Consider the following 12,132-nt stretch of genomic DNA (forward strand, 5'->3'; position numbering starts at 1 on the left):
ATCTGACCGAGCCCGTGAAGGGAGTGGCGTGTTGGGTGACCAGGAGCTGGCGGCGGTGTACGCCCGGCTGGCGATGCTGGAGGCACGGGAGGCGATCCGCGACCTGGCGGCGCGCTACGCCGCCGCCGTCGATGCCCGTGACCTCGATGGGCTGACGGGGTTGTTCGTCGAGGACGTGCGGTGTGCGAACGGTGTCGGGCGCGCGGCGCTACGGGAGTATTTCGTCGATCTCGTCGGCCGCCGAGCGCCGTTCACGACGACGGTGCACCTGATAGCCGGCCACGTCATCGACCTCGACCCCGCCGACCCGGACGCCGCGCGGGGCACCGTGCACTGTCGGGCCGAGCACAAGGTCGGTGAGCACTGGGTGGTGCAGGCGATGCAGTACAGCGACCGGTACGCGCGCCGGGACGGTCGCTGGTACTTCCGTGGTCGCCGCCCCCGTTCCTGGTACAACGCCGACGTCCTCGAACAGCCCGCCACGGGCGACCGCCTCAAGTGGGCCCTCGAGGACGTCGGCCTTGCCCCAACCGCCGAACTCCCCGAAACCTGGCCTACCTGGACCGCCTTCTATGCCGAGATCAGCGACCCCGCGGCGACGGCCACTGCCGGGTAGGCGTCGTCCGAGGCGACCGAGGCTGGGGCGCTGGCCTTCGCGCCCCGTGCACCCGCGGCGTTCCGGTCGGCGAAAGTCCCGGCTGGGCGTCCCTGCGCTGGACGGCGCGGGCCCCCATCGCCGCCCAGCCCGCCGGGGTGGCGTCGCCGGGCGCGGTCAGCCGAGCAGGTCGAGGACGGTGCGGGCGCCCGAGCCGGTGCGGAAGTGGTCGCCCTGCTCGTCGAGATGGCGTCGCCAGAGGGTCTGGGCGTTGTCGGCGTCCCGGTCGCGCAGGTGCTCGATCAGCTTGGCGTGCGCTCGCTGTCCCTTGAGCGCGGCCCGGCGCTGCGCTGGCAGCGCGGACTCGGCGCTGACGTAGGCCTGGTTCGCCCGGTCGACGATGTGGCGGAGCATGCCGGTGAGCACGGTGAGGGTCTGGTTGCCGGTGAGCTCGACCAGGAGAAGATGGAACCGGTCCTGGGCGTCGAGCAGGGCGAGCGGGTCGTTCTTGACCCGCTCCGCCTCCTCGTACAGCTCCTGGAGGCGGTCGAGGTCACCCTCGGACCAGGTACCGGCGAGCAGCGCGGCGCACGGTGGCTCGATGATGGCGCTCGCCTGGTAGACGTCCCCGACCGTGGTCTCCCGATGCTCCAGGATCAGACCGGCGTAGCGGGCGGCGATGTCCCCGTTGGGCGCGTGCACCCGGGCGCCGCCGTGGGCGCCACGCCGGACGCTGATGAGCGCCTCGGCCTCGAGGACCCGGAACGCCTCGCGCAGGGTGGGCCGGGAGACGCCGAACTGCTCCATGAGCACCGACTCGGGCGCCAGCGCCTCGCCCTCGCGAAGCTCACCCTTGATGATCTGCCGGCGCAGCTGCGCGGCCACCAGCTCGGCCGTCTTCGGCACGCGGATCTGGTGGCCGACCGGCTGGACCGCGCTGTGGGCGCCGTTGGCCGTGGCCGTGGCGCCGACTACTGTGCCGCGGACCGCCATCGCGCGCCGCCTCTCGTCGAAATGATTTGTCCAATAGTACCTAGTGAGGCGCCGGAATCGCGCCGCGACGGTCACTGTCGGCGCGCGAGGCCGGGTGCGAGCCGGCCCTCGCTCCTTCGATGGCAAATCATCTAACTAAGCTGTATATTCAACTTGTGGCCTGCGACACAACCGGTGAGGCATGGGCGGGCGGGGACTGGCAGCGCCCGGGGCTGTCGCCCAGCGGGGTCGCGCTGTGCGGCGGCTGCCAGGCGGCCGCCCGGTGCCGGCTCGGGATCGAGACGGAGCACCCGGTCGACGGTGGTGTCGTCTACACCCTGACCTGCCCGTGGGAGGCCGAGGGCGGCCCCCGGGTCGCGCACGGGGGCTGGACCGCCGGGGTCCTCGACGAGGTCGTCGGGCATGTGCCGCTGCTGCACGGCCAGCTGGCGGTGACCGCCTCGCTGACCGTGGGCTTCGTGAAGCCGGTCCCGGTCGGCCGCCCGCTACGGGCCACCGCCCGGTTGGCCCGGCGTGAGGGACGCCGGTGGTACGTCGAGGCCGAGCTGACGCTCGGCTCGACCGGCACGCGGCTCGCGACCGCGCAGGCGGTCCTGGTGGCCCGTGACCAGGACCATTTCGCGCGGCACGAGGCGTGGCTCGCCGAGCAGGACCAGTCCACCGGGGCGTCCGCCGGCCGGCGGCGAGCAGACAGGAGAGGGGAAACGGAAGGGTGACCTACCTCGAACCGGAGATCGAGACCGCCCCGGCGGACCGGATCGCCAGCGAGCAGACCAGGCGGCTGTTGGAGGTCGTCCGGCTGGCCCACGAACGTTCGGCGCTCTACCAGGGCCGGTGGGACCCGGCCGGCGTCAAGCCGGATGACGTGCAGTCGCCGGCGGACTTCCGCCGCCTGGTTCCCTTCATCGACAAGGACGCGGTCCGCGCCTTCCGCGACCGCACCGGCGACGCCTTCGGCGGCCTGCTCTGCGTGGACCCCGCGGACCTGACCACCATCACCGCCAGCTCCGGCACGACCGGCGACCCGACCTTCTTCAACGAGATGTGGGCGGGCCTGGCCTGCGCGCCCCTGCCAGCGGGCTACTTACGGGCCCTGTGGATGATGGGCGTGCGGCCCGGGGACCGGGTGCTGTGCAACGCGGCGACGTTCCGCGGCTGGATCGAGGACGCCTTCCGCGCGATGGGCCTGGTCCCGCTCCTGGTGGACACCTGGATGGGCAAATGGGCCGAGGTGCTCCGCGTCATCGAGCAGCACCGGCCCACCTACGTCCAGCTGATGAGCACGAACCTGGTCGAGCTGGAGCACCTCGCCCCCCACCACGACCTGCGCAAGCTGTTCGACTCGTTCAAGGCCGTCTCCTTCGCCGGCGAGCCACTGGGCGCGCGGATGCGCGAGCGGCTGTCCACCGAGTGGGGCCTGGACGTCTTCGTCTACACCAGCGCCGGCGACACCGGCCTGGCCTGGGAGTGCACCGAGCACGACGGCTACCACCTGTGGTGGGACGAGGTCTTCCTCGAGGTCGTCGACCCGGCCACCGGCGAGCCGGTCGCCGAGGGCGAGGTCGGCGAGATGGTGGTGACGTCGCTCGACAACGACGCCGCCCCACTGATCCGCTACCGCACCGGCGACCTCGTCCGGCACAGCACCGCCGTGTGCCCGTGCGGCCGGACCTCGCCCCGGGTGTGGGTGCTCGGCCGCGGCGGCGACGAGACCGTCGTCGCCGGCCGGTCTGTCCTTCCTCACGAGATCTGGACGGCGGTCGAGAGCGTTGATGAGACGCAGACAGGACTGTTCCAGATCATCCGCCCGACCCGCGAGGTCGAGCGCCTGCGCCTGCGGGTCGGCTACGACGCCTCCCGCCCGGTAGATCTGCCCGAACTCGCCGCCCGCCTCGCCTCGTCGGTCGCCGACGCCGCGCGGCTGCCGGCCGAGCTGGTGGACATCGAGCTGGAGACGGAGGAGGCCCTGTTGCGACGAGGATCGGCCGCCAAGGTCCCGCGGGTGGCGAAGTCATGACGCTGCTGTCGGTGACCGAGGCCGCGCTGCGGCTGCCGCGCCAGCCGCTGTATGGCATCTCGTGGTGGTACGTCGACGGCGAGGCCGTCGAGTTCGCGATCGGCGATGCGGACGTCGAGCGTGACACCGCGTGGGCGACCGCGCGCCTCGCCGCGGCCGGGCTCGGCCGCGGCCACGTCCTGGTCGCGGTGGCCGGGCCCCACGAGGGCGGCTGGATCCAGCCGTTCACCCGGGCCGCGGGAACGCTGCGCGCGACCGTCGCGCACGCGGACCGGTTCGGCTGGGACGCGGGCCGGGTCGAGATGTTCACCCGCCGGCTGCCGGTGCGGTTGGTCGTCGGGCTTCCCGGTGACGTCGCCACGGCGCTGGTCGAACGTGACCTGCTCGCGCAGGTGGCCGCGGTGCCGGTGCTGCTCGCCCGGCCGGACGCCGTCGGCACGCTGCGCGCGGCCGGCGCCGCCTGCGGTGTGCTCGCGATGCTCGGCCCGGCGGTCGCGATGACCGCGGACCCGACACCGGGAGCGCCGCTGGCCTATGACGCCGCCGAGTGGCGTTTCGACGACGACGGCACCGGTGAGCTGCTCGTCAGCACCGTCGGCCCGAGGACGAGCAGGTTCGAGCGCGCCCGGACGGGGGTCGCCGGCCGGGTGGCGGGCGAGGGCCTGCTGGAGCTGGTCCTGCCCGTCTGACAGCACGACGGAAGTGGCCGGCGCCATCGGGCGCCGGCCACTTCGCGCGCCGGCCACTTCGGGCTGGGCCACCGGCTCGGCCGGCGGCCGGGCTCAGCCAGCCCCGAGGAACCGGCCTGGGCGGGCGTCGGTGAGCTCGCCGTCCTGCTGGGTGACCTCACCTGCGACGGCGGTATAGCGGTATCCGCCTGACGGGCGGCGCAGCCGGGAGCCACCCGCCGGCAGGTCGTCGATGAAGACGTCGGTCTGCCAGGCCAGCTCGTCGAGGGCGAACACGACCAGGTCCCCGGCCGCGCCGGCGCGCACGGTGCCGCGCCCGCGCAGCCCGAACGCCTCCGCCTGCCGCCCGGTCAGCGCGTGGACGGCCTGCTCCAGGGTCAGGTCGGCGCGGTCGCGCACGTGGCGGGTCAGCAGGAGCGTGCTGTCGCCGGTCGCGCACATCATCTGCAGGTGGGCACCGGCGTCGCTGTTGCCGATCAGGGCGGCCGGGTGAACGAGCGTGGCGGCGACCCCGTCGGGGTCGGCGTTGGCGACGCCGACCCCGACGAGCCCCGGGTCCAGGTCGTTGTCCAGCACCCAGTCCGCGAGGACGTCCGAGGGGTGGCCGCCACGCTCGGCGACCAGGTCGGCCAGCGTCGCGCCGACCCACCGGGCCAGCTCCGGCCGGCGGACCTCGACGAGGCGCAGCCGGTCGGGGAACCTGTGCGGGATCATCGTGCGGGGCACCCGGTCCCACTCCTCGCGGGCCACCGCCCGCCAGGCCGGGTCGACCAGCAGTGCGCGCTTGGTGGCGGCGTCCGCCTGGACCATCCGGTGCCAGCCGTCGGCGAGCGCGAACCACGACATGCCGCCTGACCAGTTCACCCGGATGTCCAGCGTGCGCGGCGACACCTGCGGCAGCGTCCGCACCCCCTGCTGCTGCAGCGCGAGGGCATGGTCGAGCATCCGGGTCGCCGCGTTCGGGTGGTCGGCGTCATGGAAGACCCCGATCCAGGTGTGGGGGATTCCGCGTGGCCCGCAGAGAGCCGCGATCCGCTCGACGTCCGCCCGCATCGCGCGGCCGCCGGTCTGGTCGGGGATGAACTGCAGGGCCCGGCCGCGGGCCGCCACGACGTCGAGGAGCGCCGCCAGCTCCGCGTCGTCGGCCAGCCGGCTCGGCACGGGCCGCTTCTCGCGGTCCTCGTCGAAGCCCAGCGAGCTCGACAGGCCGAGCGCGCCGGCGGCGAGGCTCTCGTCCAGAACCCGCGCCATCTCTGCTCGCTCGGCGTCCGTCGCGGCCCGTTCCCACGCCTGCGGGCCCATGACGAACAGCCGGAGCGGGGTGTGGCCGACGAACCCGATCGTGTTCACACCGAACCCACGGCCGGCCGCGGCGGCGCGGTAGTCGGGCCAGCTCTCCCACGTCCAGGGGATGGCGGCGTCGAACGCGGACTCGGGCAGATCCTCGATGTAGCAGAACAGGCTCGTCACGCCGGCCCGGTCCGCGGCGCGCACCGGCGCGAGCGAGAGCGAGCAGTTGCCCATCAGCACGGTGGCGACGCCGTGCTGCGGCATCGGGTCGCACGAGGCGTCCCACCACAGCGACGGGTCGACGTGGGTGTGGTTGTCGATGAACCCGGGTGCCACGACCGCCCCGCCGGCGTCGAGGACGCGCTCGCCCGCCGGAGCGAGCCCCGGCCCGACCTCGGCGACCCGCCCGCCACGGACGCGGACGTCGGCCGCGCGGGCCGGCGAGCCGGTGCCATCGACGAGCAGGCCGCCTCGGACCAGCAGGTTAGCCATGGTTCACCTCCGCGCGCCAAGGACGACGGCCGGCCGAACGCCGCGTCCGTGCCCCGACAGCCTCCCGATACAGATGCATAAGATAAAAGATACAACTAATTAATCGCTGAGGCAGGGGCTGTGTCCCCGGGGTTCAGCATCCGTGGATGGTGGGTCCGGTCTGGGTGGTGTCGAGGGAGAGGTGGTCGGCCACCGCGGTGATCTCTATGCCGTCGGGGGTGGTTCGGGCCGCGGTCAGCTGAAGGTTCATGGGTAGGCCGGTCACCGGCACACCGCGGTCGCATCGGTAATCGTGAAAGGCTCGGCGCTGCACCCCGACCGAGCCACCGCGCAGCGCCTTGTCGCCACGGCGCGGTCCTATGACGGGCCCAACCTGCAGGTCGAGATCGCCGGCCCGGATGCGGTCGCGGTCAACGCGACCACCATTTCCTGGTGGCCGATTCTCATCGCGCTCGCGGCTGCCCTGCTGCTGCTCGGCGCTACCCTGCGTTCCCGCGGCGCGGTCGCCGTCTGCGCCGTGACCACCTCCGTCGCCACCGTGACGGCACTGGCGATCGCCGTGTTGCTCTCCCACGCGACGACGATGACGTTGTACGCGCCGCTGCTCGCGGCCGTCGTCGCGGCCGGAACCAGCCTGGGCGGGGCCGTCGTCGTCGTGCACCGAGCCCAGTCCTGGCTGCGGGAGGGGGCCGGCGCGCTCGAGGCGGTGACGCGGGCCGCCGCGCAGGCCGGCTTCGCGATCGCGTGCGGCGGCTTCTGCGTCACGCTGGCGATGGACGGCGTCGTGGCACTGGGCCTGCCTTTCTTCAACGGCGTCGCGCTCGGCTCCGCCGCCGCCGGGACGGCGACCGGCCTGGTGATCCTCACCCTGCTCCCGGCGCTGCTGGCGATCTGCGGACCACGGCTGCTCGGCTGGACAGAACGACATCACCTGACGACCAGCGGCCGTGGCCTGCGCCACCCGCCGGGGCTGCGGGCATGGTGGGCCGGCTGGGTGCATCGCCGCCCGCGGGTCGCCGCCTGCGCCGCGGGCCTTGTGCTGCTCGCGCTCGCCGCGCCGGCGTTGACCCTCAAGCTCGGCGGCGCCGACGACGGCGCCGAATCGACATCGTCGACGACTCGGCGGGCCTACGACCTGCTCAGCACCGACTACTTTCCGGGGCTCAACGGACCGATGCTCGTCACCGTCGACCTCGGCCGCGCCCCGTCGGCGGTGTCCCCCGACGCCGTCGCGGCCGCGCTCGCCAGGACTCCCGGGGTCGCGCGGGCGGCGGTCAACCTGAACAACGCGCAAGCGGGAGTCGCCGTGATCCGTGTCTTCCCGACGGCCGGCCCACGCTCGCCGGACACCACCGCCCTGCTGCACCGGCTACGCGGCCAGGTCATCCCACGCGTACTGGCCGGCACCGGCTCCCGGGCCTACATCGGCGGTTCCACCGCCCTGTTCGTCGACATGGCGGCGAACTTCCACGGCGCGACAACCGGGTTCCTCGCGGTGGTCCTCCTCACGGTGCTCGGATGCGGGCTCCTCATGCTGCGATCGGCGACGATCGCGGCCGCCCTGGCACTCACCAGCGCCCTCGCGATTCTCGCCGCTCGGCTGCGGCGACGGCGTACCCGGCGCCGTCATGGCCGAATTCGGCCTGGAATGCCCCAGCTGACCTGGTAACCGGTCTGGACTGGCCGGAGCTGGGTTCCAGGCTGGCGGGAGCGGTAGGTAGGTCCTCGCTCAGACAGCGCAAGGTTGGCCGGACCGACATGTGATCATGCGTCCCAGTCGCCGGTGCCGCCGAGCTGTTCGATCCGTTCCGCGGACAGCCTGGTCGGCGCGGCCACGCTCGCGCAATCCCCGTGGGTTCAGGTGATCTGAGGGTTCCCCAGTGAGCATCCGCTACTGGTTGGATGACGCAATCCAGGCGGCGATCTGGGCGCGTGAGTTGAATCCAAGTTTGTTCAGGATGTTGCGGATGTGGCTGTCGACGGTGTGTTCGGAGATGAGCAGGCGCGCTCCGATCTGTTTGTTGCTCAGTCCGTCGACGACCAGGTGTGCGACCTCGGCTTCCCGTTTCCCGAGCGGCGGCGTCCGGGTATCGCCTGATGCCGCGGCGGTAACGTGAGTGGGTTCGCCGAGCGCCAGGCGGATCGGGTCTTCTCGGCTCTGGCGTTGTCCGGCCTCGAACTCTGTCTGGAACGTGTGTATTCCGAGTGCGGTTCTGGCCGATTCTTTGGCTTGGGCCAACAGCGGAGCCAGGTATGGCAAGACGGTTGCGCCGACGCCCGTTTGCACGGTTTCGGCCGCCCCGAGCAGTCGGGCTGCGAGCCGTGGTTGGCCGGAACCCGCGGCGTGGCAGCCCAATGCGTCGAGTAGGCAGTACTGCGCCACCCGGTCATCGATCTGGCTGGCGATCCGTAGCGCTTCTATGAACAGCGGCTTTGACTCGTCGAGATCTCCGCCAATCAGAGCGGCGAGGCCGAGGTTCAGAAGCATCATCTCGCGACTGTAGAGGTCGCCCGCTCGGCGGCTGCGAAGCGCGCCTTCTGAGGACGCCGATCTGACCGTGTCGAGATTGCCCTCGATGAGACCGTCGAGCGCTCGAGCCTGCAGCAACGCGATCGTCGCGGGATAATCGCCAAGGGTCATCGTGATGGCTCGAGCTGCGTCGAGCAAGCGGCTAGCCGATGCACGATTACCGGCCATGCGGTGGGCGATGGATGCCAAGGACAGCGATTGTGACTGCAGGCTGACCTGCCCTGCGTCCTGAGCCGCTGTCGCCGCTCGTTCCAGCGCCGGCGTGGCGGCCGTCGGATCGGACTGCAGTACGGCGAGGAATCCGCGGAGGAAGTGGGCCAAGGCGGGGGCCTGCGGGCTGCCGCTTCCCGCCTCGAGCAGCTCATCGAGCCACCAGACACCTTCGCTGGTCGCACGGGTAATCCAGTACCACCCTATCGAGCTGGCCAGATCCAGTCCGCGTTCGCTGTCTTGGTGGGCCACACATCGCTGAAGGACCGAGCGGATGTTGTCGATCTCCAGGTCCATCCAGTCGAGCCATTCGACGAGCCGGTACCGGGCTTCCGCCCGCGAGCGTAGGCACCTCGACCGGTAGTAGTCGGCGCAGCGTAGTTCGACGGCCGCCACCTCACCCGCTTCTCCTGCCTTGAGGTTGGCATATTCACGCATCGTCTCGTGTAGCCGGTAACACGCGATGTCCTTGACGTCCTCCTTCAGCACCAGGGATTTGTCGACAAGCGACGACAGCAAATCCAGTGCCTGTGCGGCCGGCACGTCGTCGGACGTGCAAACCGACTCGACGTCGTCGAGAGTGAACCTTCCCGCGAACACCCATAGCCGCCTCAGCAGGATCTGCTCGCCGGCCGTCAACAGGTCGTGGCTCCAGTCGATGGTGGTCCGCAGCGTCTGGTGACGAGGCAAGGCGGCCCGGCCGCCACCGGTCAGCAGGCCGAACCGGTCGGTCAAGCGATCGAGGATCTGCTGCGCGGTGAGGACCCGGGTCCGGACCGCCGCCAGCTCGATCGCCAACGGCAGACCGTCAAGCCGGCGGCACAGATCGACTACGGCCGTCTGGTTCGCGGCGGTCAACTCGAAGCTGCCCGATCCAGCCGCCGCCCGTTCGGCGAACAGCATGATCGCCTCGTTCTGTCGCAGTTGCGGGAGAGACACCCGCGGGTGAGCCGACGGCAGGTCCAGCGGCGGCACGGGGACCACGTGCTCACCTGGTATCGATATCGGCTCCCGGCTGGTGGCGATCACCCGCACGCCTGATGCGGCTCTCATGACCTCGGTCACGAGCCGAGCGGTCGCTTCGATTAGGTGCTCGCAGTTGTCCACGACCAGCAACAGTTGCTTGTCCCGCAGGTACGACAGCAGCAGGGCCACCGGCTCGGTCGCGGCCTGGTCCCGCAGGTCCAGCGCCGCCATGACGGCGTTGCCGACGAGTGCGGGGTCTCGGACTTCAGCGAGCTCGACCAACCAGGCGCCGCCGGGGAATCCCCGTCCGAGGTCGGTCGCCGCCCGGATCGCCAGGCGGGTCTTGCCGACCCCGCCCGGCCCGATGAGGCTGACCAGCCGGGCCTCGGTGAGCTTCTTCCTGAGTTCGGCGAGCTCCCGGCGGCGGCCGATGAAGCTGGTCGCTTCGGCCGGCAGGTTACCTGGACGGCGCGAGGGTCTGGCCATGGTGGCAGGAATTTTACCGCTGGGAACACCGTCGCGGGCCGGCCACGGTAGCTACCTCATCACGAATTCCATTGATGTCGGCGGCCCGGCGTGCCGCCTAGGCTGACGGCTGTGACCGCGGAGCCACCGGTACAACGAGCCGAGGTCAGTTCCGTCGGTGCCCGTACCGCCCAGCTGGCCAGGTGTGCGTCGGGTTCAGCGAGGTGGAAATCGACGGTCCGGTCCAGCGCTGTTTGGTCAGCAACAGCTTTCAGTCGTTTCTCGAGTCGTTGCGCGGTTGCGAGGTAGACAGCCTTCAGTCAGTGACCCGATCAAAATTGCAGGTTTGCCGGCAGGTAGCCGACGCGACGATCGAAAGGTGTGATTGGACGGATGTCAGGACGGAGCCTGGAAGAGCAAGCCCGCGCGCTTTTTGCACCGCTCGGGCCGACGTACGACCGCGTCGGCGCCACGCTCTCGCTGGGACAGGACCCGCGCTGGCGCCGCTACCTCGTTTCGTGCCTTCCGCGCGGCGGTCACGTTCTCGACGTGGCGACAGGGACGGGGCTGGTCGCGGCGGAACTCCTGCGGCAGGGATTCGGGGTAACCGGAGTCGATCAGAGTCCCGAGATGCTCGCGGTCGCGCGCCGTCGCTTCGACGACGAGGTCAAGCTGATCCATGCCTCGGCGGATACGCTCCCGCTCGGTTCCGAGTACTTCGACCACGTCACGGTTACGTACCTCCTTCGCTACGTCGCCGATCCCGCGGCGACGCTGGCCGAGCTCGCGCGCGTGGTGCGTCCGGGTGGCTTCGTCGCCTCGCTCGACTTCGGCGTCCCGAGTGGTGCCGCCCGCCCGCTGTGGGATCTTCACGTCCATGCGGTGCTACCGCTCGCCGGCCGCCTTCTCCGGAACGGCTGGCGGGAGGTCGGCGACTTCCTCGGAGGCTCGATCCGCGACTTCTGGGAGCGCCACCCGCTCGAGCACCAGCTCGAGTGGTGGCACGCGGCGGGCCTCCGCGGGGTCGAGGTGAAACGGCTGAGCCTCGGCGGCGCCGTCGTCATCTGGGGACGGAAGACGTGAGCCCTCCCGATCGTGCGGCCGAGGGCGTCATGACGCGGGAGGTTCAGCCGGTCTCCCGTCCCGCCTGGTACGCGCTCAAGCACGGCGGCTGGCGGGACTACGTGACGCTGCTCCATCCCCCCTACACGGCGTGGCACCTGTCGTACGTCGTCATCGGCGGCTGTCTCGCGCCCGTCGTTGCCTGGGACAGGCTCGGTGCCGTCCTCGCCGCGTTCGCGCTCGCCGTCGGTGTCGGCGCGCACGCCCTCGACGAGCTGAACGGGCGACCGCTGCGCACCAACATCCCTGATCGGGTTCTCGTCGCGCTCGCCGGCGTCTCGACCGTGGCCGCCTGCACGATCGGCGTCGTGGGCGCGCTTACCTTCGAGGCCTGGCTCGCGCTCCTCATCCCCCTCGGGATCTTCCTCGTGCTGGCCTACAACCTCGAGCTCGCCGGGGGGCGCTTCCATTCCGACCTCTGGTTCGGGCTCGCGTGGGGAGGCTTCCCCGTGCTCTGCGGCTACGCGGCCGTCGCGGGCGACATCCGAGGCGTGACTGTGCTCGCCGCGGTCTTTGCGGTGCTGCTCTCGCTCGCCCAGCGCGTGCTCTCGCACCACGTGCGGTACGTGCGACGCCGGGTGATCGCCGTCCGCGGCGAGCTCGAACTCGCCGACGGGAGCAAGGAGCCGCTCGACGCCAGGCGGCTCACCGCTCCTGCCGAGACCGGACTGCGGCTCCTCTCGCTCGCGACCGCCGTGCTGGCCGCGACCCTTGCCGCCGTCCGCATCTGATCGGCCACCACCATGGCCGCGTGCCGCTCCTC

Annotated in this window: 10 protein-coding genes; 7 read left to right on the top strand and 3 right to left on the bottom strand. The window is 71.3% G+C overall.

Translation table 11 applies throughout. The annotated features are described in order from the left end of the window. The first annotated feature begins 31 nt into the window (after window positions 1-31). The gene (locus tag FRCN3DRAFT_RS0214480; RefSeq protein ID WP_131803636.1) at window positions 32-616 is read left to right on the top strand and encodes a nuclear transport factor 2 family protein; all 585 of its coding nucleotides are present in this window, start codon (window positions 32-34) and stop codon (window positions 614-616) included. Window positions 617-772: 156 nt separating this feature from the next. Here FRCN3DRAFT_RS0214480 and FRCN3DRAFT_RS0214485 read toward each other — a convergent pair whose 3' ends face one another. Further along, complete coding sequence (locus FRCN3DRAFT_RS0214485) at window positions 773-1,588, bottom strand: FadR/GntR family transcriptional regulator (protein WP_007507273.1); 816 nt, start codon at window positions 1,586-1,588, stop codon at window positions 773-775. A 155-nt stretch (window positions 1,589-1,743) separates the two neighbouring features. Here FRCN3DRAFT_RS0214485 and FRCN3DRAFT_RS44505 point away from each other — a divergent pair, with 155 nt between their 5' ends. The 3 genes from FRCN3DRAFT_RS44505 to FRCN3DRAFT_RS0214500 are packed head-to-tail and all read left to right on the top strand — an operon-like array spanning window position 1,744 to window position 4,294. Next, the gene (locus tag FRCN3DRAFT_RS44505; RefSeq protein WP_232794043.1) at window positions 1,744-2,304 is read left to right on the top strand and encodes a PaaI family thioesterase; all 561 of its coding nucleotides are present in this window, start codon (window positions 1,744-1,746) and stop codon (window positions 2,302-2,304) included. Next, on the top strand, window positions 2,301-3,605 hold the full coding sequence (locus tag FRCN3DRAFT_RS0214495) for a phenylacetate--CoA ligase family protein (RefSeq protein ID WP_007507269.1): 1,305 nt from the start codon (window positions 2,301-2,303) through the stop codon (window positions 3,603-3,605). The genes FRCN3DRAFT_RS44505 and FRCN3DRAFT_RS0214495 overlap by 4 nt, the downstream gene beginning before the upstream one ends. Further along, a complete protein-coding gene (locus tag FRCN3DRAFT_RS0214500; protein ID WP_007507267.1) occupies window positions 3,602-4,294 on the top strand; it encodes a hypothetical protein in 693 nt (230 codons plus the stop codon). Before FRCN3DRAFT_RS0214495 ends, FRCN3DRAFT_RS0214500 begins: the two co-directional genes overlap by 4 nt. Before the next feature lie 93 nt (window positions 4,295-4,387). On the opposite strand, the gene FRCN3DRAFT_RS0214505 is transcribed toward FRCN3DRAFT_RS0214500, so the two are convergent. Then, the gene (locus FRCN3DRAFT_RS0214505; protein WP_007507265.1) at window positions 4,388-6,076 is read right to left on the bottom strand and encodes an N-acyl-D-amino-acid deacylase family protein; all 1,689 of its coding nucleotides are present in this window, start codon (window positions 6,074-6,076) and stop codon (window positions 4,388-4,390) included. 292 nt (window positions 6,077-6,368) lie between these two features. Here FRCN3DRAFT_RS0214505 and FRCN3DRAFT_RS44510 point away from each other — a divergent pair, with 292 nt between their 5' ends. Continuing rightward, window positions 6,369-7,745, top strand: a complete 1,377-nt coding sequence (locus tag FRCN3DRAFT_RS44510) for an MMPL family transporter (protein ID WP_007507263.1) — start codon at window positions 6,369-6,371, stop codon at window positions 7,743-7,745. Between the two features lie 222 nt (window positions 7,746-7,967). Here the strand turns inward: FRCN3DRAFT_RS44510 and FRCN3DRAFT_RS0214520 are convergent, their stop codons facing one another. Further along, complete coding sequence (locus FRCN3DRAFT_RS0214520) at window positions 7,968-10,268, bottom strand: LuxR C-terminal-related transcriptional regulator (RefSeq protein WP_007507261.1); 2,301 nt, start codon at window positions 10,266-10,268, stop codon at window positions 7,968-7,970. A gap of 372 nt (window positions 10,269-10,640) precedes the next feature. Here FRCN3DRAFT_RS0214520 and FRCN3DRAFT_RS0214525 point away from each other — a divergent pair, with 372 nt between their 5' ends. Together FRCN3DRAFT_RS0214525 and FRCN3DRAFT_RS49470 are read left to right on the top strand one after the other, a co-directional pair. Next, window positions 10,641-11,330, top strand: coding sequence for a class I SAM-dependent methyltransferase (locus FRCN3DRAFT_RS0214525; protein ID WP_007507259.1), 690 nt, complete (start codon window positions 10,641-10,643; stop codon window positions 11,328-11,330). A 29-nt stretch (window positions 11,331-11,359) separates the two neighbouring features. Then, window positions 11,360-12,100: a UbiA family prenyltransferase gene (locus FRCN3DRAFT_RS49470; protein ID WP_007507257.1), complete on the top strand. Its 741-nt coding sequence runs from the start codon at window positions 11,360-11,362 to the stop codon at window positions 12,098-12,100. Window positions 12,101-12,132: the final 32 nt, after the last annotated feature.

The organism is Pseudofrankia saprophytica (genome assembly GCF_000235425.2).
Lineage (GTDB): Bacteria > Actinomycetota > Actinomycetes > Frankiales > Frankiaceae > Pseudofrankia > Pseudofrankia saprophytica.

Coding starts and splice junctions, on each gene's coding strand:
- FRCN3DRAFT_RS0214485 (WP_007507273.1), bottom strand. CDS start 1,588: ATGGCGGTCCGCGGCACAGTAGTCGGCGCCACGGCCACGGCCAACGGC.
- FRCN3DRAFT_RS0214500 (WP_007507267.1), top strand. CDS start 3,602: ATGACGCTGCTGTCGGTGACCGAGGCCGCGCTGCGGCTGCCGCGCCAG.
- FRCN3DRAFT_RS0214505 (WP_007507265.1), bottom strand. CDS start 6,076: ATGGCTAACCTGCTGGTCCGAGGCGGCCTGCTCGTCGATGGCACCGGC.
- FRCN3DRAFT_RS0214520 (WP_007507261.1), bottom strand. CDS start 10,268: ATGGCCAGACCCTCGCGCCGTCCAGGTAACCTGCCGGCCGAAGCGACC.
- FRCN3DRAFT_RS0214525 (WP_007507259.1), top strand. CDS start 10,641: ATGTCAGGACGGAGCCTGGAAGAGCAAGCCCGCGCGCTTTTTGCACCG.
- FRCN3DRAFT_RS49470 (WP_007507257.1), top strand. CDS start 11,360: ATGACGCGGGAGGTTCAGCCGGTCTCCCGTCCCGCCTGGTACGCGCTC.